This window comes from Streptomyces sp. NBC_01306 (genome assembly GCF_026340465.1).
In the GTDB taxonomy this organism is placed as follows: domain Bacteria; phylum Actinomycetota; class Actinomycetes; order Streptomycetales; family Streptomycetaceae; genus Streptomyces.
Genome location: NZ_JAPEPC010000003.1, coordinates 125,899 through 144,831, shown reverse-complemented (window position 1 = coordinate 144,831; position 18,933 = coordinate 125,899). Strand labels below are relative to the sequence as shown.

Genomic DNA, 18,933 nt, shown 5'->3' with positions numbered 1-18,933 from the left:
TGCAGAGGACATCGCTGCGATCACTAGTTCTGAAGTGGTGTCCCGTACGTGGCATCAAGCACCAGAGTGAGCAGCCGGTCGGGCTGTTGCGCGTCGTGGCCACGAGCTGTGGACAGCGCAATCCCGACGACAAGTTGGACCAGGTCGTCGGCGGTCAGGTCGGCGCGCGCCGTTCCCCGCCGCTGGGCCTGGGCAAGAAGATCAGCCGCCGCGTCCAGGATCAGCCGATGACAGTCGAGCCCCAGCGCGACCGGTCGTCCTCGTCCAGCTCTGGCGCGTCCGGGTCGCGCAGCGGTCCCTAGGGAGCCCGCCACGCGGAGCATGTCGTCCCAGTGGGCGGTCGACCGTCGAGTACGAGACGGCCCCATAGCGGGCCGCCCCGAGCCACAACGACCTGCTCGCATCGCTCCCTTCCCTGCGCACCGCGTACCACGCGCTCAACTCGTCGTCCAGTGGCCCTGATACGGGCCGGTCCCCGCCTCCGCAGCGGCGGCTCATGCCCGGCGTGAGGCGGTTGAAGACAGCGCCTATCCCAGGATGGGGTCGCGGTTGAGAGTGATGGAGTTGACGGGTGTCAGGTCGTAGGTTTGCGCGTTCTGCGCCGGGAGTTGAGGGTGACATCCGACGCCGTTGTAGCCCGAGCACAGGCTGACGCTGGCGCCGTTGTACTGATTGTTGACGATGTAGTGGTGGCCGTACTTGCCGCTCAAGTTGTGGGCACCGTAGCTGTAATACACGTCCGTCGGGTGGGGGCTGCCCCATGGATTGGCGTCCTGGCCATAGATGCACACAGCCCCGTACGGGCATCCCACCCAGGGGCCGCCGGCGGGCGCGGCCGACGCTGTCCCGCTGCTTGCCAGTCCGATCCCAGCAAGCAACGCACCAGCAGCAAGTGCCGTCGTGATTCTGCGCAGCATGAAGAAGTCCCCGTTCGTTTGTGGCCCTTGTTCGGCGGGCCGGTCGACCTCAAGACTGGCCCGCACAGGCACCACACAGCAAGGCTGACACGGGCACATCCACATCTGGAACTACCCACTCCCACACGCCGAGTTCCCAGGGTTGGCCGGCCGGCCTCTGCTCCTATGTCTTCGGGCTGGCAGAAAGGTGGTTGACGGTGGCCCTGGACCCGCATCGCTGGCTGTTGGTGAGACGATTTCGCGGCCTTCGAATCAGGGCTCGGAATCTGGCGTCGCTCTGCCTGCTCAGGAGCGGTTCGGTCCCCGACTGATCTGACGTTCCTGGTGCCCAGTCACCGGGATGCAGGCGTCATCCGGCGCTTCCCGGGGATCGGTGTCCGAGCCGGTTCAGGTCGGCGGAGCGACTGCCCGCGGGTTGCAGGTCAGCCCACTCGTCGAGCTTGGGGCCGGCCGTTCCGTCGCTGAGTACCCGCGCAGCAGGCGGTCGATGTTCTCGCGGCTGCGCATGTCGGTGGGGGTCTGGACGACGAGGCGGACGCCGGGGTGGTCGGTCAGTTCCATGCCGGTGGCACGCAGGCTCACTTCGCCGATCCCCGTGACGTCATAGCGCTTGTCGCACAGGTGCGGTGGAGCGACGTCGTGCGTAGCCCAGAGCCGGGAGAACAGCGGGCTGGCGGTGCACAGACGGGTGACGAAGTCCTGCCATCGCGGGTCGCCCGCGTTCTGGCTGTAGCGATAGCGGAACCCTGCCACGGCCTCGGGCGCCTGCTCGTCGCGGTTGACGATGTGGTGCTGCCCCTCCGGTGCCGCGAAGAGGTGCCAGAGGGTGTTGCGCTTGCCGGGCGGAGCACTGACCAGAGCGGGGTGCAGGGCCGCGTATGCGCGGTTCCAGCGCAGCACGTCGGTGCGGGCGTCGACCAACATGGCGGGCAACGGGTCCAGGGCTCCCAGGACGGTGTCGAGGTGGCCGGGGAGCTCGGTCGGCGGATCGCTGATGACCGGGGGCTGGGGGACTTCGGCCAGCCGGTAGAGGTGGTCACGCTCGGCGGCACCCAGAAACAGCGTGCGGGCCACCGCGTCGAGCACCTGGGAGCTGACGTTGATCGGCCGCCCCTGCTCCAGCCACGTGTACCAGGTGATGCCGACACCGGCCAGCTGGGCGACCTCCTCGCGGCGCAGTCCGGGGGTGCGCCGACGGTCTCCCGGGAGGATGCCGACATCCTCGGGTGAGACCCGCGCGCGTCGTGAGCGCAGGAACTCCCGCAGTTCGGTCCGGTTCGTGGTCGTCGGCACTTGTCCACTGTGCCAGAGCCGGGAGGCGTCGGCCTGGTGCTGTCAGTACCAGTATCAGCAGGCTTCTGGAACCGGTGTCCGCACAGGGCGCAGGCTCGAACCGCCTGTGTTCCTCAGGACGTTCCCGGGACGTCTTGCACGAGGTTCCCCAAGGACGGCTACCCAGATGAACGGACGACGAGTTCCATGAGCAACGCATTTCACAACAAGGTCGCGGTCGTGACGGGCGGGAGTGCCGGTATCGGCCACGTCACCGCGCGGAAGATCGCCGAAGGGGGCGGCACCGTCTACATCACGGGACGGGACCAGGACGCCCTGACGGCGGCGGCCGCGGACATACCGGGTGATGTGATCGGGGTGCGGGCCGACTCGCGCTCGGCCGACGACCTCGACCGGCTCTTCGCGCAGGTGGAGCGGCGCAGCGGCCGGCTGGACGTACTGGTCGTCAACGCGGCGGCGATCGCGACCGCGCCGCTGGGAACCATCACCGAGGACGTCATCAGGACGGTCTTCGACGTCAACATCACCGGCACGATCATGACCGTCCAGAAGGCGCTGCCGCTGCTGGCGGACGGTGGTGTCATCGTCCTCACCGGCTCGATGGCCGCGCACAAGGCGTCGCGCGGGCGGAGTCTCTACGCGGCCTCCAAGGCCGGGGTCCGCGCCCTCGCCCGTACCTGGGCCCTTGAGCTGACCCCACGCGGGATCCGGGTGAACGTGGTGAGCCCGGGCCCGACGGACACGCCCGGTATCGCACAGCTGGCCGCCACCGCCGAGGAACGCGAGGCGCTCATCGCCACGATGGCCACCGGGACCCCGATGACCCGGGCCGGTACCGCGGAAGAGGTCGCCGCCGTCATCGCCTTCGTCGCCTCGGACGCGGCCTCCCACGTCAACGGCGCCGACTACCAGGTCGACGGCGGTTACGGCCAGGTCTGACACCCTCACGGGGCCGTCACGGACTACCTGGACACGGCCGGATGTCCTCGATCACGGCCTCGGGGAAATCGGTACAGGAGTTGGCGGTGAGAACGATCATGCTCCGGGCGGTGTGAGTGTGCTGACGCGGTTCTCGTACTCGCGGCGGGCCTTGCGCTGGGCCGGGATCGTCGGGACGCCCTGGGCGCCGTCGAGCGGCCGGCAGCGGTTGAGGATCTGGCGGTGGCTCGCCTGGGTGGTGCTGACGCGCAGGGTGTAACCCTGGCCGCGCCGTACGGTCATCCCCTGGTCAAGCGCGGCCCGCTTCGGAGTACGACGCGGTGTCGGTGATGGCGGTCTCCGGCTTCGGGCCGCCGTCGCGGGCGTGGATGGCGTCCAGGATGAACAGCGAGCCGCGCAGCGTGCCCGGCACGACCACCCCGCCCAGCCCCATCACCTGGTCGTTTACCACGTTCAGCCAGGTGGCGCCCTTGTGCCGCAGCCCGAAATACCGGGGGTTCGACCCCGCGTACAGGGTCTGCACGGGCACGGTGAAGCGGATCCCGTCGGCGGAGACCGGGGAAAGTCGGCCTCAGGCGCACCAGCGTCGTGAGTGCGGTCGTGGACAGGCCGAAGAACCTATGAATGCCGTGGGCCGTTCTTCGGCGGGCCACGGCCTTTCCGGTCACGTGCCGCAGCTCCACGCGTCGACCGTCGCGGCAACCCAAGCCTTGACGCGTTGCGTGAACTCCGACGAGGGGAACGTCCCATCGACGGCGACGTCTTGGATCGTGACGGAGAAAGAGGATCGCGGCGCGTCCCGGTGCAGCAAGGCCGCGTCCCGGACCACTCGTGAAGGCTCGCCCTTCGCACGATGGGAGTTGCTACGACGAGCATGACCGACGAGCTGGTTCACTTCGTCGAGGCCGCCTTCGAGGTACGCACGCAGGAGCGCCCAAGCCATCGCGCCGTCGTCGGCAGGAAGCCGACTGGGATGTTGGAGCAGGAAGCAGGAGACTGAGACACCGTGCAGCGGCCCCCACGGTGCCTGACGTGAATGGTCCAGAGCGAGCAAGGCGTGGAACAGCTCGTCGCAGGATCGCGGAGCTATCGGTGCACCGCACTCCAGGCAAGGTTGCATGCCTTCTCCTCGATCCTCGAAGTACAGCGTAGCCAGTACTTCAGCCGAGTGGTGATCCTGCTGGAGGAACCCGGTAACCAGACATCTGGGGCCACCGGTGATCACCGTCCTGCGTGTGGACTGATGATGAAGCGATAGCCGCAGGTCACAGCGTAGTGCCTGCCCGATGGCAGGCGATGTTCCACGGCCGCATCGGCCGGATCCCGGGTCGTTTCACCCGGCTGGAACCTCGCCTGCGTGTACGGCAGTTGGCGCTGGGACTGCTGGCGGACCTCCACAGCGGTGCGCAGCCATCCACGAGAAGTGATCATGCGTCACAGATAGCGGTGCTCCGCCCGCGCAACGGACATCGTCACCCGTACGACGGCGCGCCCAGAAGGCCGCTGGCTCAAGCCACCGTCGGATGGCGAGACGCGGTCAGCACCGGTAACGGCGGCCCGGGCCGCACAGGTTCATCTTTTGCCCACTGGGCAGCGAGAGTAGCGGTCACGCTGCTCCCCCTCCCCGCAACCCTGTGTGCCGCGTCGCGAACCAGGTGGCCCGACTCGCCGGTGGCGGCCAGGGAAGACTGGCCGGCATCCAGGCCGGATCGACCGAACTGCCCACCGCTGTCCTTACGGTGTGCCCTCTCGCTCCGGCGATGCCAATCACTGGAGACCCCGTACGTTTGTGTGGATAATGTGAGCACAGCGCGACACAAACGTGAGGGAAGACATGGGGAAGGCAGAAGAGCGCAGCAACCTGTACCACCAGTTCCTCGGCCTGGCGGACCAGATCCATCGGCTTCTGAGTACGGGGCGAGCCCCGGAGCAGAGCGAGACCGCACACTGGGAGTACCTCAGCGAGCAGCCGGAGATGAGGACAGTCCTCCACCGACGCGACTACGTCCTTGTTCCCGGCGCAATCCCTTCCACGGACACTCTCCGCGAGTGGAACGCCCATGCCGCCGCCGTACTACGGGCTGCAGCCCCGATCGACCGCTGAGATACGGCAGAGGCCTCCTCTCCAGTGCCCCGGAGCGTAGGCACGTCGGGTCCGAGGCCGCTCGGTGTCAGTGGCTGCTGCGATCCTGTCTGAATGCCCGGCGGCGCCCATCACCGAAGCCGATGCCGCCGCCGGGCAACTGCGGACGGGCGGGGAGCGGAGACGCACCTCGGTTGCCGCGTGCTCGCGTCGTACCTCTGTCGGCCCCGCCCGCCTCGTACACCGTGGCGGTCGAGCGCCACCTCACCGGGGCTTGGGCAACGGGGCGCTGGATCAGGGTCAGGCCCTCATGGTCGGTCGGACGCCATGCGTGATCGTGCGTGCGGAAGGTGAAGCCCTGTTCGTTGTTCGAGGTGTGGGCGAGCAGGGCGCGGCCTTGGCCCGCGTAATGGCGGACTTCGTGCCACAAGACGTCGCGGACGCGGGCTGAGGGGTTACCGACGAAGAGACCCGCCGAGATTTCGAGGAGCCAGCGGGTGAGGAATCCCCGAAGCCCAGGTGGGCAGTTGGTGAGGACGATGACGGTGACCAGATGGGCGATTCTTCGGTTCCGTAGTTGACGCCGGCTGCCACCTGGTGGCCTTGGTCGCTCTGGAGCGTGACGCGGTCGAGCTCGTCTCCTGCGTTCGGTCTGTCAGGCAGCAGTAGCTGTTTGATTTCGGCTACATAGCGGTCCAGGAGTCCGGTCGCGTGAATGCGGTCGCGCAGTCCGCGGCGAGTGCGCGGGCCGACGTCCTGCTCGTCTTCGGCTGCGATGTCGAACGCGAGGGGGATACCGATCTCGGCTTTGTAGAGGTCGGCAATGAGGCGATGGGGCCGGAGGTCACAGCACTTTCGGTCGGGGACCGCGTCGTTCCCTTCAACGTCTCGTGCGGCACGTGCTGGATGTGCGGGCAAGGCCTGCACTCGCAGTGCGAGACCACACAGGTCAAGGACCGGGAGCGGGGAGCAGCCGCCGATGCGGATGGCCTTTTCAACCCGAGCCAACCAGTCGGTAATCTCTCGAACTCCATCGGAATCCGCAAGAGAACATGTAGCGGGCCCGCGGCCCGGCGTACTGATAGCCGACGACGAACGGGCCGACGGCCACGCTGTAACCACCGCTTTCCGGGCTGCCCCAGGCGACCAGCCATCCACCAAACCGTTGACAGCTCATCGAACGCGTCCAGCCCCTTCTCGCGTTGTGGATGAGCTGAGGTCATCGGATGGCGGGTGGTCCCGCCTCCCCGAGGTGCTCGTGCGCCAGACGGACAGCCATGGCGCCCTCACCGACTGCGGAGGCCACCCGCTTGACCGAGCCGCTGCGGACGTCACCGACGGCGAAGACTCCCGGCAGACTGGCCTCCAACGCGAGCGGGGCTCGGGCTAGGGGCTTCCAGAGGTCCGCTGCTACCTGGGCCACGTCCTGCCCAGTCGGAATGAAGCCGCGCCGGTCCAGGGTGACGGCGTCTGCGAGCCAGGAGGTGGCGGGACGCGCGCCGATGAAGACGAACAGGGCGCGGGCTGCAACCACTTGCTGCTCGCGGGTGCGGTTGTTCTCGACCACGAGGGATTCGACCCGGTCCTCGCCGGTCACCTCCCGGACTTCGGTGTGCAGCCGGACATGGATCCGGGGGTGCCGCTCGATCCGGTCGATCAGATAGCGGGACATGCTGTGTTCCAGGTCTTCGCCACGGACCAGAAGATGGACGGCGGGCGACTCGCGCGCCAGGAACAGGGCTGCCTGGCCGGCGGAGTTGCCGCCGCCGACGATCGCCACCGTGTCAAGGCGGCAGGTCCGCGCCTCCCAGACGGTGGCGGCGTAGTGGACCCCGAGTCCTTCGAACCGTTCGACACCGGGGGCGGTCAGCCGCCGGTAGCGGGCGCCGGTGGCCACCACGACGTTGGTGGCGGTGACCGTGGCGCCGTCGGCGAGCCGTACCACGCTGTTCCCGTCCCGCTGTTCAAGGCCGACGGCCTCGGCGGGGACGTCAATCCGGGCGCCGAACCGGTTGGCCTGTACGACGGCACGTTCAGCGAGCTCCATGCCGGAGATCCTGGCGGGGAAACCGAGGTAGTTCTCGATCCGGGAGGAGGTGCCGGCCTGGCCGCCGGTCGCCGCGGCGTCCAGCACGACGGTGGAGAGTCCCTCGGAGGCGCCGTACACCGCGGCGGCCAGGCCCCCGGGTCCCGCGCCGACCACCACCAAGTCACAGACGGCCTTCGCGGCGGTCTCGGTGCGCAGCCCGATGACCCGGGCGAGTTCGACGTTGGAGGGATTGCGCAGCACCCGGTAGTCGTTCCAGACAACGATCGGGGTCTCCTCCCGCGAAGCCCCAGCTGGAGCACCCGTCGCCGACGTGGTGGCCGCCGAGCATCGCGACTGCCGTGAGCCGCACGCCCCTGGAGCAGGACGTCAGCTCCGCTCGGGAGGACCAGCGGGTGCGGGCGGCCATGGCTGCGGAAGGTGACAGTTCAGGGCCTGCGCATCGAGGCGGGTGACAGGCTTCTGCGCCGTGTCCTGCACATGCTCGCGCGGGCCGCCAGTGAAAAGAGCCCGGCCGGCGTCCACCAGTGGAAGCCGAAGGACGGCGCCGGCGAGGACGACGACAATGCCATCACGTTCGTTCAGGAGCCGACGAGTGCCTTGTGGACCTCACCGAGGAAGTCGTCGAGGTCCTTGGGGGTCCGGGAGGTGACCAGGGTGTAGCCGCCTTCGGAGTCGCTCACCACTGGTTCGTCCACCCACGTCTTGGCTCCCGCGTTGCGGATGTCCGTACGCAGAGAGGGATAGGAGGTGAGTGTCTTGTCCTTGAGGACGTCCGCTTCCACCAGGGCCCAGGGCCCGTGGCAGATGGCCGCGATGGGCCGGCCGGAGACCGCGAATGCCTTGACCATGTCGATGGCCTTGTCGTTCAGGCGGAGGTTGTCGGCGTTGAGGGTGCCGCCGGGGAGCAGCAGCAACTGGTGCGCGAGGGGGTCGACCGTCTCGAAGGTGGCGGAGGGCCGTACGGTCTCGCCGGTGTCCTTGTCCCCCACCAGGGTCTGGATGAGGTCCGGTGTGGCAGCGGCCACGGTCACGTCCGCGCCGTCCTCGCTCAGCCGCTTGAGCGGAACAAGCAGTTCGTCCTGCTCGACGCCGTAATTGGTGACGAGGACAAGAACACGGTGACCGTTGAGGGGTTCGTCAGCCATGATGCGCCTTTCTGTGACAGTTACCGACAGGATCGGGGCCTGGGCGCCCCGACCTCAAAGTGGGCAGAGGAGAACTTCGGGAGATCGTGTCGGGCGGTCTCTCAGGGCAGTGGTGTCCCTCCGGTGGCGTTGACGATTTCCGCGGTGATGTAGCTCGCCTGTGGTGAGGCGAGGAAGACGTAAGCGGGGGCCAGTTCCGCTCGCTGGGCTGGACGTCCCAGGCGGCGACTGCTTTCCGAAGGTGGCGGTGTCCGGAAGCGTGGCGGGGATGAGTGGGGTCCATACCGGCCCGGGAGCTACCGCGTTGACCCGGATCCCGTCAGCGGCCACCATCTGGGCGATTCCCTGGGTGAACGTGACGATGGCGCCTTTCGTCATCGCGTAGTCGAGAAGGTGCGGGCTGGGCTTGTACCCCTGCACAGACGCGGAGTTGATGATGGACCCGCCCTTGGGCATGTGCGGCAATGCCATTTTCGACAGCCAGAACATGCCGTAGAGATTGGTGCGCATCACACGGTCGAACTGCTCCGTGGAGATGGCTTGGATCCCATCCGGCTGAGGCATCTGATAAGCGGCGTTGTCCACCAGGATGTCGATGCGGCCGAACTCGGTGACAGCGCAGTCGATGAGTAGTCCGCACTGCTGTTCTTCCCGGATTTCGCAGGCCACCGGGACGGCCTTTCGCCCCGCGTCGGTGATGAGGCGCGACGTTTCCTTCGCGTCCTCCTCCTGGTCGGGGAGGTGGGCCAACAGGACGTCTGCGCCCTCCCGTGCGAACGCCAGGGCGACGGCCCGGCCGATGCCCGAGTCGCCGCCGGTCACCAGAGCTTTCCGGCCTTCCAGCAGGCCGTGGCCCTGGTAGGAGTCCTCTCCATGGTCAGGCGGTGGGTCCATCGGCCCTGTCCACCCGAGGTGATCCTGATCCTGTTGCTCGAATTCCGGCTGCGGATGCTTGGTGACGGGATCCTGTGGGACTTCACTGTCGCCTGTCACGGAAACCCTCCAAGACGGGGTGAGAAGAGTGAAGGGGAGCCTGCACGCACAGCTGACTCGGCGGTGTTTCGCCTTCGTCTGATCCTTTGCGGGAAGAGGTAGTCAGTCCACCGTCGCTTCAGGGGGTGAGGACGGTTTTGATCATGCCGTCCTCTTTGGCTTGGAAGGTCTTGTAGGCCTGGGGGCCGTCTTCGAGGGGCAGAGTGTGGGTGGCGAAGTCGTCGACGCCGAGAACGTCTTCGTCGTCAAGGAGCGGCAGGATCTCGTCGACCCACCGCTTGACGTTCGCCTGGCCCATACGGAGCTGGATCTGCTTGTCGAACATGGTCAGCATCGGGACCGGGTCGACAGCGCCCCCGTAGACGCCGATGAGTGAGACGGTGCCGCCCCGGCGGACAGCGTCGACGGCCGTGTTGAACGCCGTCATGCTGTCCACTCCGGCACGGCCCATTACCTTTTCGCCGAGGCCGTCGGGCAGCAGGCCGACGAACTGCTGCGCGGCCTTGGTGACGGGAGCGCCGTGGGCTTCCATGCCGACGGCATCGATGACGGAATCGGTGCCGCGGCCTCCAGTGAGCCGGCGGATCTTCTCTCCGATGTCCTTGCCGTACTCGTTCAGGTCGAGTGTGTGCACGCCCCTGGAACGTGCCCGGGCCAGACGCTCAGGTACGAGGTCGACGCCGATGACCAGGCCCGCCCCTTGGTGCAGAGCGATACGGGTGGCCATATCGCCGATGGGTCCGAGTCCGAGCACGGTGACGCTGCCACCCCGGGGGATGTCTGCGTATGCGACGGACTGCCAGGCGGTGGGCAGCACGTCGGACAGATACACGAACCGCTGGTCAGGGGGGCCGTGCGGCACTTTGACGGGGAGGGTGTTACCGAACGGCACCCGCAGGAGTTCCGCCTGGCCGCCAGGCACCTGGCCGTAAAGCTTGGAGAAGCCGAAGAGTGAAGCGCCCATCCCCCGGCCCTTGACCTGTGTGGTCTCGCACTGCGAGTGCAGGCCTTGCCCGCACATCCAGCACGTGCCGCACGAGACGTTGAAGGGAACGACGACGCGGTCCCCGACCGAAAGTGCTGTGACCTCCGGCCCGATCGCCTCCACGATGCCCATCGGCTCGTGGCCGAGGATGTCCCCGGGGTCGAGATAGGGGCCGAGCACCTCGTAAAGGTGCAGGTCCGACCCGCAAATACCCGTGGAGGTAACTCGCACGATCACGTCGGTCGGATCGGTGATCTGCGGATCAGGAACGGTATCCACCCGGACGTCGCGCTTGCCGTGCCAGGTCAAAGCCCTCATCATCGCTCCTTACTAATCGCTTCCCAACACTGAGTCCGCTGAAGCCGAGAGATATCGGCCTCATCCAGCTTCGTTCCCACCATGCGGCAGGCTGCGCGTCTTCGCAGGCTGCGCCATTCGGCCGTCCTCTTCTGACGCAGTGCCGACCCCAGCCTCTGGTTGCACCTGACCCCACCCATCGGTCAGCTTGGCAGCGGTCCTCTGAGGTCCGTGACCGCGAACAGGGCACCGGCCGGGTCACGGATGAAGGCATGGTGGTCCGTCCTGCCGGGCACCGGACTCAGGGAAGTCACCGTGCCGCCTGCCGAGCGTGCCGCCGCGGTCGTGGTGGCGGGGTCGGGGCCGCGAATGTGCATGGTCCAGCGGGGCCGGATCTGCGGGTCGGAGGCATTCGACAGCTCCGTCCCTCACGGTGGCCACTGTTCGCGTGCCGTCGTGGACGAGGACGTGGTCGTCCTCCTAGGTCACGTCGCAGGCACCAGGTTCGCCGCTCGCCCAGCCCAGGATCTCGCCGTAGAAGATGGCTGCGGTCGAAGGCGTCCGGCGTACGCAGCTCCAGGAGGGCGGGAGCTTCCCCCCCTGGCCGATCGCCCAGGGGAGGGTCGTCCTCCCAGAGTCCGAAGACCCACCCGTCGCCGTCCGCGCCGAAGGCTGCGCGTCCGGGGGCGAATTTCCTCGGGCCGACGGCGATGGTCGCCCCTCGCTCGCGCACCTGGCCACCGTCTCGTCCATGCCGGAAACCGCGAAGTACGGCGTCCAGCTCACCGCTGTCTGCCGACTCGGGATCAGCGTGCTGACCCCGGCCACGGGCCCGCCGTCCGCAAGAGCCACCGAGAACTCTTCGCCGAGACTTCCAGCGCGTGCCTTCGATGCTCTCGGCAGCAGTTCGCGGTCGAGGGCTTGGCAGACGTCGCGAGCCCGGGTCGATCACAGCCCACTGCTGGTCCGATAAGTCGCTTGGGTACGGCGCGCGTTCACTCACCCGCCGCCCCAACAGACCACCGTCTGCGGACCGGTGGATTCCGCCCGTACGCGGGGCTGGGCTGGGCAAGGGCAGATCGACCGGCACGTGGCTGTCCGAGTGACGTGGCAGCAGTTTGTGCGCAGAGAACTTGCCACTCAGGCTCATCGCCCTCATCAACGAGTCGGTGTTGCGGCGTCGCGCAGAAGCCGAGCTGCGGAAACTTACGCGTCCTCGCGAGGTAATCCTGCAGGCTCGTGCCGCACCCAACCACCATGGCCTATCTGCGGCATTTCCCTTCCTGAAACCCGCATAACGCTGGAGACGGCCTTTGCGCTGGCCACTGATGCAGGATTCCGCCGTTGACGGGTTTCTGGCCGCTGATTAAGGTCCGTGCCATGTCATCCCGAGCCCATGCAGGCATGATCGATGAGCTGGACCGCCGCGTCATCGCCGCGCTCCAGCTCAACGGCCGCGCCTCGTGGAATTCCGTTTCCCGCTGGGTGGGAGCCAGCGAGACCACCGCACAGCGGCGCTACCAGGTACTGCGCGAGCGCAAGCTTGTTCATGTGGTCGGTGCGCTGGAGCTGGACCGTACCGAGAGTGGCTCGTCCATGCTGGTACGGGTGCATGCCAAGCCGGGTAAGGGGCTGGAACTCGCCGAACTGCTGGCCGCGTGCCCGGAGACGCGGTTCCTGGCGGTCGTCACCGGAACCGCCGATCTGATCGTCGATTTCGTTGCCGAGGACAACGAGCAGCTCATGCGGCTGCTCTTTACTGACCTGCCGGGCGCGCACCTGATCACCAGCACCGAATGTGTCGCCGTGCTCCGCAACTTCACCTCGGCGGCCATGTGGGACACCGGCCTGCTGCCCCCTGAGGCCACTGCCGACCTGCGGTCGGCCACTTTCGCCCCGCCGTTCGACCGTGAGGACTGGGACCAGGCGCCACAGGCGCTGTCCCCTCTTGAGCGGGCCGTTGCCGGCGCTCTCGCCGAGGACGGCCGGACGCCGGTCAGTGCACTGGCGCGCAGGCTGGAGCGCAGTGAGTCCAGTGTTTCGCGGGCGCTGGAGAGGCTTGTGGAGCGTGGAGCCCTGCACTTCCGGACGTTGGTCGACCCTGCTCTTCTGGGGTATCAGGCGGAATTCATGGTGTGGCTGTCCGTCGAGCCGGACCGGCTCGACGCGGCGGGTCGCCAGCTCGCACGCCACCCGGGCACGAAGTTCCTGGCCGCGTCCACCGGTCGTTTCAACTTGGTCGGCCACATGGTGCTGCCCCGCCGTTCCGACCTGTTCCGCTACACCAGTGAGGTCATCGGCGCCCTGCCGGGCCTGAACGCCTCCGATGTCACCGTGCACCTGGCCACCGTCAAGGGTGCCTGGACCCGGCTGGATCAGTCCGGCTGAGTCCGTCGGCGGGACGAGCCAGCGCCCGGCTCCCGTACACGCGGCCTCGTCTGCGCAAAAGCCGCACATCTGCATACCTGCCGCCCGCCCATGAGCTGGGTGCGAGCGGCGAACTTCCCCCAGTCCCCGAGCTACTGGAGAGCACCATGCCCGCAACAGAGCCGGACACCGCGAGGCAGAGCTGGCGGTGGCCCGAAAGCGAGTGGCGCCGGCACGTCGAGGCCGTTCGTGCCGGGCGGCGGCTGCTGCCGGAGCGCTGGCCGGACGGCGCCCGGGTCGCGGTCGCCCTGTCCTTCGACTCCGACCACGAGACCATTCCGCTGCGGGACGGTCAGACCAGCCCGGGACTGCTCGCCCAGGGCGAGTACGGGGCGCGGGTCGGTGCACCGCGAATCCTGGAGTTGCTCTCCCGCTTCGGTGTCCCGGCGACGTTCTTCATGCCCGCCGTCTCCGCGCTGCTCCACCCCCACGAGGCCCGGGCCTACACGCGCCACGGTCATGAGATCGCGGTGCACGGGTGGATACACGAGCGCAACACCCTGCTCGGCGCCGAGGACGAGAAGGAGCTCGTGGGGCGGGCCCTGGACACCCTGACGGAGATCACGGGGCAACGCCCGGCTGGTATTCGCACTCCGTCCTGGGACTTCTCGGACTCGACCCTGCAAACCATTCTCGACCTCGGCTTCGCCTACGACTCGTCGCTGATGGCGGACGACGAGCCGTACGAGATCCTGGCCGCCGGACGGCCCACCGGGCTGGTCGAGATACCGGTCGACTGGATCCGCGACGACGCGCCGTATTTCACCATGGACCGCTACGGCGCGGTCCGCCCGCACAGCCGTCCCCGCGACGTGCTGGAGATCTGGACCGATGAGTTCAACGCCGCGTACCGGTCGGGTGGCGTCTTCCAGCTCACCCTTCATCCGCATGTCATCGGCCACCGCTCACGGCTGATCGTCCTGCGCGAGCTGCTGGACCACATCGCCGCGCACCCCGGCGTCTGGTTCGCGACCCACGCGGAGCTGGCCCAGGCCGTCCGCACCGCGACCGAGACTCCTTCCTTCGAGTTCCCGGAGCACACGCCATGAGTACCGAGTCCCCCGCGGTCCCGGCCGTGAGCGCCACGCACAAGCTGTCCGGCAAGCAGCGCAAGGCGATCGTCGCCGGCACGATCGGTAACACCGTGGAGTGGGTCGACTGGGCCCTCTACTCCATCTTCGCCAAGATCATCGCCGATGAGTTCTTTCCCTCCGGCAATGGTGCGGTCGCTCTCCTGTCCACCCTGGCTGTCTTCGCCGTCGGCTTCGTCATGCGGCCCGTGGGCGCGGCCGTGCTCGGCGTGTACGCCGACCGGCACGGCCGCAAGAAGGGCATGACCCTGACGGTCGCGCTCATGGCGGGTGCCGCTTTCGTCATCGCCCTGGCCCCCAACTACGACTCGATCGGAGTGCTTTCCCCTCTGGTGCTGCTGGTGGCCCGGCTGGTCCAGGGATTCTCCGCCGGCGGCGAGTTCGGCTCCTCCTCGGCATTCCTGGTGGAGTCCGCCGCCGTCGGCCGCCGCGCGTTCGCCGGATCGTGGCAGCAGGTGTCGGTCGCCGGCGGAGCGCTGATCGCCTCACTTCTGGGGACGATCACCACCTCCGCCCTCAGCGACGCTGCCCTGCACGCGTGGGGCTGGCGCATCGCCTTCGTCGCCGGCGGACTGCTCGGACTGGTCGGTCTGTGGCTGCGGGTCTCGGTGGAGGACTCCGAGTCCTTCACCCGGGCCCGGGGAGCGGGACGTACACGCTCCAACCCGCTCAAGGTGATGTTCGTCGAACACCCCGGCGCCGCGCTGCGCGTCGCGGGCATCACCATCGCCGGCACCCTGACGTACTACATCTGGGTCAACTACCTTCCCACGTACGCCAACCTCACCACGGGTATCCCGCTGAGCCGCGCGCTGCTGTCCCAGACGCTCTGCCTGGTCGTCTTCATCGTCCTGCTGCCGTTCGCCGGCCTGCTCTCCGACCGCCTCGGCCGTAAGCCGACCATGGCGGTCTTCGCGGGCGGGTTCACGGTGCTGGCCTGGCCGTTGCTGCATCTGCTGGGCGACAGCTTCCTCAGCCTGTTCCTGGTGCAGTTGGTCGGAATGCTGCTGATCCTCGGCTACTCCGCGAACTGCGCGGTGATCATGGCCGAGCAGTTCCCCGCGGAGATCCGGGCCACCGGCATCGCCCTGCCCTACGCGCTGGCCGTCACCCTCTTCGGCGGCACCGCGCCCTACCTCACCACCTGGATGCACGAGAGCGGTCACAGCGACCTTCTATGGCTGTACGTCTCCGGGGCGTCGCTCATCTCGTTCCTCGTCTACGTGACGATGCCCGAGACCAAGAACAAGGAGTTCCGCTGATGCACGTCCTGATCACCGGCGCGGCCGGAGGGATCGGCCGGGCGATCGCCGAGGAGTTCGCCGTAGCCGGCGCCGTCCTCACCCTCGCCGACCGCCACCCGGAGGCCCTGGAGCGCATCGCCGCACACGTCGGCGCCAAGGGCCCCACCGGCCCAGCAGGCACGCTCGCCGTCGACCTGACCGGCCCCCGGGCCCCGGAGGACCTCGTCCAGCGGGCCTGGGCGGTGCGGGGGCCGGTCGACGTCCTGGTCAACGCGGCCGGTGTCTATCCCTCCCTCGACATGGCCGAAGTCTCGGCCGCGGAGTGGGACCAGCTCTTCGCCGTCAATCTGCGCGCCCCGGTCCTGGCCACCGCCGCGTTCGCCCGGCTGGCCCGCAAGCACGGCCGGGGCGGCGCGGTGGTCAACATCTCCTCGGGCTCGGCGCTGCGGGCCCGTCCCGGCGGCGGCCCCTACGCCAGCTCCAAGGCCGCGCTGGAGATGGCCACCCGGGCCGCCGCCCTCGAACTGGGCGCGCACGGTATCCGCGTCAACGCCGTCAGCCCCGGATTCGTCCCGGTCGACAGCTCCTGCAACCCGGTCTCCGAGGAGTACGCCGCCGCGATTGGCGCCAACCCGCTCGGCCGGGCGGGCGCCCCTCAGGACATCGCCCGCGCGGTCCACTGGATCGCCGGCCCGGACGCCTCCTGGATCACCGGCGAAACCCTGCGCGTCGACGGAGGATCCTCCACCGGCGCCCTCCACCTGCCCCGGATCTGGCCACCGCAGGGCACGGACGCCTCCGATGGCAGCCCGCACTCCCCCACCACCGCACCACCGGCCCAGGCCACGAAAGGAAACCCCGCATGAGCAGCGGCAGTTACACGGTCGTCGGAGCCGGAGCCATCGGCGGCACCCTGGCCTTCGCCCTGGCCCGCGCGGGCCATCGCGTCCAGCTCATCGATACCGACCTCGCGCACGTGGCGGCGATCCGCGACCGGGGGCTCACCGTCGCCCGGGGTGAGGACCGCGAGAACGTACGGGTGGAAGCGGCGACACCCGACGCGTTCGACGGCACCGTCCACCACGTACTGCTCGCCGTCAAAGCACAGGCCACCGGTGCCGCTCTCGACTGGATCGCCCCCCGGCTGACCCCGGACGGCTGGGTCGTCTCGTTCCAGAACGGCTTCAACGAGGAGCTGATAGCGGACCGGATCGGACCGCGACGCACCGTCGCCGCCTTTGTCAATATCTTCGCCGACGTCATCGAACCCGGGGTGATCCTCGACGGCGGCGCCGGAGCCCTGGTAGTCGGTGAGCGTCACAGCGCCCCCGTCTCCGACCGGGTCCGTGCGCTCGTCACCGACCTGCAGTGCTGGGGGCCGGCGGTGGCCAGCGACAACGTCGAGGGATACCTGTGGGCCAAGGCGGGGTTCGGCGCCATGCTGGCCGCCACGGCCCTGGCCGACGCACCCATGGCCGAACTGATCCAGCGCCACCCACCCACCATGCACGCGGTGGCCGCCGAGGTCTTCGACGTGGCTCAGGCCCAGGGGGTGAAGCTGGAGGCGTTCGACGCCTTCGAGCCCGACGCGTTCCGGCGGGGTGCCGAACCCTCCGTGCGCCGTGCCGCCACCAGGCGTCTCACCGCCTGGCTCGCCACACAAGCCAAGGACCGCAGCGGCATCTGGCGTGACCTGGCAGTACGCCGTCGTCCGGTCGAGGTGACCACGCACTACGCAGAGGTCTTCACGCAAGCCGAGCGCCACGCCGTGGGCACACCGGTGCTGCGAGCCGTCATCGACGGACTGCGCGAACTGGAACACGACCCGGACCTGATGGCGGAGACCCGGCTCGACGCACTCGACCTCCTGGCAGGCACACCGCCGACCCAGCTGCCCGAGGGATCTGCCGGATCTGCCGGGGCAGAGGGCTCGCACGGTGGCTGCGCCCGCCCCGACCCGCAGACAGCGGCCGCCGTCGCGGCGTGGCTGGACTCGCACCGGGAGGACATGGTCGACGACCTGGCCGCCTACACCTCCCAAGGCAGTGCCAGTGACGACCGGCAGGCGCTCGACGCCTGTCTGACGTGGGTGCGCGGCTGGCTCGACGACACCCTGGGCGCCCCGGAGACCGAAGAGATACTGGAACGCGAGCGGACGGGCGACATCCTGATCCGCCGCTACCCGGGCACCGGGAGCCGGCCGGTTCTCCTGCTGGGCCACTACGACACGGTCTGGCCCACCGGCACCCTGGACGACTGGCCGTTCAGGCGCGAGGGCGACCGGATCACCGGCCCCGGCGTCTTCGACATGAAGGCAGGACTCGTCCAAGCCGTATGGGGCCTGCGAGCGCTGGACGCGCTCGGTCTGCCCCGCCCAACCTGCACGCTCATGCTCAACGGCGACGAAGAGACCGGCAGCCTCACCTCCAGCGAGGCCATCGTCGCGGAGGCCCGGCGCAGCCGCGCCGCCCTCGTCTTCGAAGCCGCGGCCGACGGCGCCGTCAAGACGGCACGAAAGGGAGTCGGCCTGTTCACCCTCACCGTCACCGGCCAGGAGGCGCACGCCGGCCTCGACCCGGAAGCCGGAGCCAGCGCGGTCGAAGAAATGGCCCATCAGATTCTTCAACTGACCTGCCTGCGTGACCCGGAGGCCGGCACCTCACTCAACGTCGGCGTCATCGAGGGCGGCACCCGCAGCAACGTAACGGCCGGAAAGGCCACCGCCCGCCTGGACATCCGGGTAGCCACCAGCGCTGAACAGGACCGGATCGGCGTGGCTCTGGCCGCACTGCGGCCGGTGAATGCACGCACGTCCATCGAGGTGACCGGTGGATGGAACCGACCCGTCTTCGAACGCACTGAAGGAGTCGCGGAGCTGGCGACGGTGGCACGCACCTGTGCGGCGTCGCTCGGCTGGGACCTGCGCGAGGCCGCGGTCGGCGGTGCCAGCGACGGGAACTTCGTCGTGGCGGCCGGTATCCCCGTGCTGGACGGCATCGGCGCGGTCGGCTCCGGAGCACATGCCCGGTCCGAGAACACCTCGGTCACCGGCATGGTGGAGCGCGCAGCACTCACAGCACTGGTACTCACCGCCCTGCCCGTGGGCTGAACAGGCGTGTGACCGGGCCGGACCGGTCCCCGGCAGCCGTGCCCGCGTGCGCCTGGCGGTCGCACGAGACGCAGTGGAACTTCTCCTGGGTGGGCCGGTTCTCCGTTGCGACGTGCCCGCATTCGGGGCAGGTCCGGGAGGTGTTGCGGGGGTCCACGGCGATCACTTCCCGTCCGGCGCTTTCAGCCTTGGCGTGCAGGATCGTCAGGAACACCGCCCATCCGGCATCGTTGATCGAGTGGTTGAGTCCGGCCTCCGCGGCGGCCCCGTTGGGCAGGAAGCTGCCTGGCTGGGCGGGGTCGGGCTTCGGGGCCGGGGCGTTGGCCATGTTGCGGATCTTGACGTCTTCGTGCGCGAACG

At 68.5% G+C, this 18,933-nt stretch carries 13 protein-coding genes and 8 pseudogenes; 8 read left to right on the top strand and 13 right to left on the bottom strand.

The annotated features are described in order from the left end of the window. Positions 1–23: 23 nt before the first annotated feature. The 3 genes and pseudogenes from OG385_RS36280 to OG385_RS36270 form a co-directional block, all read right to left on the bottom strand. Positions 24–254 (bottom strand): annotated as a pseudogene (locus OG385_RS36280) (TetR/AcrR family transcriptional regulator); the annotation flags it as partial. Positions 255–527: 273 nt separating this feature from the next. Next, positions 528–992: a hypothetical protein gene (locus OG385_RS36275; protein ID WP_323183974.1), complete on the bottom strand. Its 465-nt coding sequence runs from the start codon at positions 990–992 to the stop codon at positions 528–530. 312 nt (positions 993–1,304) lie between these two features. After that, entirely contained in the window at positions 1,305–2,210 is a 906-nt protein-coding gene (locus OG385_RS36270) for a helix-turn-helix transcriptional regulator (RefSeq protein WP_266862324.1), read from the bottom strand. Between the two features lie 186 nt (positions 2,211–2,396). Between OG385_RS36270 and OG385_RS36265 the strand changes: the two genes are divergently transcribed. Further along, on the top strand, positions 2,397–3,149 hold the full coding sequence (locus tag OG385_RS36265) for an SDR family NAD(P)-dependent oxidoreductase (RefSeq protein ID WP_266862323.1): 753 nt from the start codon (positions 2,397–2,399) through the stop codon (positions 3,147–3,149). 96 nt (positions 3,150–3,245) lie between these two features. Here the strand turns inward: OG385_RS36265 and OG385_RS36260 are convergent, their stop codons facing one another. From OG385_RS36260 to OG385_RS36250, 3 genes and pseudogenes are all read right to left on the bottom strand, one after another. After that, on the bottom strand, positions 3,246–3,431 hold the full coding sequence (locus tag OG385_RS36260) for a hypothetical protein (RefSeq protein WP_266862321.1): 186 nt from the start codon (positions 3,429–3,431) through the stop codon (positions 3,246–3,248). A gap of 22 nt (positions 3,432–3,453) precedes the next feature. Next, a pseudogene (locus OG385_RS36255) lies at positions 3,454–3,720 on the bottom strand (Tn3 family transposase); the annotation flags it as partial. Between the two features lie 93 nt (positions 3,721–3,813). Beyond that, the gene (locus OG385_RS36250; RefSeq protein WP_266862494.1) at positions 3,814–4,269 is read right to left on the bottom strand and encodes a DUF5946 family protein; all 456 of its coding nucleotides are present in this window, start codon (positions 4,267–4,269) and stop codon (positions 3,814–3,816) included. A gap of 714 nt (positions 4,270–4,983) precedes the next feature. Here OG385_RS36250 and OG385_RS36245 point away from each other — a divergent pair. After that, positions 4,984–5,253 carry a hypothetical protein gene (locus tag OG385_RS36245; protein ID WP_266862319.1) on the top strand — a complete coding sequence of 90 codons (270 nt, stop codon included), beginning with the start codon at positions 4,984–4,986 and terminating at the stop codon, positions 5,251–5,253. A 262-nt stretch (positions 5,254–5,515) separates the two neighbouring features. Here OG385_RS36245 and cas2e read toward each other — a convergent pair. Together cas2e and OG385_RS36235 are read right to left on the bottom strand one after the other, a co-directional pair. Further along, a pseudogene (gene cas2e, locus OG385_RS36240) lies at positions 5,516–5,785 on the bottom strand (type I-E CRISPR-associated endoribonuclease Cas2e); the annotation flags it as partial. Positions 5,786–5,802: 17 nt separating this feature from the next. Beyond that, positions 5,803–6,057 (bottom strand): annotated as a pseudogene (locus OG385_RS36235) (type I-E CRISPR-associated endonuclease Cas1); the annotation flags it as partial. Here OG385_RS36235 and OG385_RS36230 point away from each other — a divergent pair. Further along, positions 6,058–6,207: pseudogene (locus OG385_RS36230) on the top strand (alcohol dehydrogenase catalytic domain-containing protein); the annotation flags it as partial. A 274-nt stretch (positions 6,208–6,481) separates the two neighbouring features. On the opposite strand, the pseudogene OG385_RS36225 reads toward OG385_RS36230, so the two are convergent. From OG385_RS36225 to OG385_RS36210, 4 genes and pseudogenes are all read right to left on the bottom strand, one after another. Continuing rightward, a pseudogene (locus tag OG385_RS36225) lies at positions 6,482–7,558 on the bottom strand (NAD(P)/FAD-dependent oxidoreductase); the annotation flags it as partial. Positions 7,559–7,860: 302 nt separating this feature from the next. After that, complete coding sequence (locus OG385_RS36220) at positions 7,861–8,427, bottom strand: type 1 glutamine amidotransferase domain-containing protein (protein WP_266862318.1); 567 nt, start codon at positions 8,425–8,427, stop codon at positions 7,861–7,863. Between the two features lie 101 nt (positions 8,428–8,528). Next, positions 8,529–9,420: pseudogene (locus OG385_RS36215) on the bottom strand (SDR family oxidoreductase). A gap of 118 nt (positions 9,421–9,538) precedes the next feature. Continuing rightward, on the bottom strand, positions 9,539–10,723 hold the full coding sequence (locus OG385_RS36210) for a zinc-dependent alcohol dehydrogenase (protein WP_266862316.1): 1,185 nt from the start codon (positions 10,721–10,723) through the stop codon (positions 9,539–9,541). 1,383 nt (positions 10,724–12,106) lie between these two features. Here OG385_RS36210 and OG385_RS36200 point away from each other — a divergent pair. From OG385_RS36200 to OG385_RS36180, 5 genes are all read left to right on the top strand, one after another. Next, a complete protein-coding gene (locus tag OG385_RS36200) occupies positions 12,107–13,090 on the top strand; it encodes an Lrp/AsnC family transcriptional regulator (RefSeq protein WP_266862492.1) in 984 nt (327 codons plus the stop codon). Between the two features lie 146 nt (positions 13,091–13,236). Beyond that, the gene (locus OG385_RS36195; protein ID WP_266862312.1) at positions 13,237–14,178 is read left to right on the top strand and encodes a polysaccharide deacetylase; all 942 of its coding nucleotides are present in this window, start codon (positions 13,237–13,239) and stop codon (positions 14,176–14,178) included. Next, positions 14,175–15,482, top strand: a complete 1,308-nt coding sequence (locus tag OG385_RS36190; RefSeq protein ID WP_266862310.1) for an MFS transporter — start codon at positions 14,175–14,177, stop codon at positions 15,480–15,482. The genes OG385_RS36195 and OG385_RS36190 overlap by 4 nt, the downstream gene beginning before the upstream one ends. Then, the gene (locus OG385_RS36185) at positions 15,479–16,330 is read left to right on the top strand and encodes an SDR family NAD(P)-dependent oxidoreductase (RefSeq protein ID WP_266862490.1); all 852 of its coding nucleotides are present in this window, start codon (positions 15,479–15,481) and stop codon (positions 16,328–16,330) included. The genes OG385_RS36190 and OG385_RS36185 overlap by 4 nt, the downstream gene beginning before the upstream one ends. Beyond that, a complete protein-coding gene (locus OG385_RS36180) occupies positions 16,327–18,573 on the top strand; it encodes a 2-dehydropantoate 2-reductase (protein ID WP_266862308.1) in 2,247 nt (748 codons plus the stop codon). The genes OG385_RS36185 and OG385_RS36180 overlap by 4 nt, the downstream gene beginning before the upstream one ends. Here OG385_RS36180 and OG385_RS36175 read toward each other — a convergent pair. Continuing rightward, positions 18,551–18,928, bottom strand: a pseudogene (locus OG385_RS36175) (zinc ribbon domain-containing protein); the annotation flags it as partial. The gene OG385_RS36180 and the pseudogene OG385_RS36175 sit on opposite strands and share 23 nt — an antisense overlap. Positions 18,929–18,933: the final 5 nt, after the last annotated feature.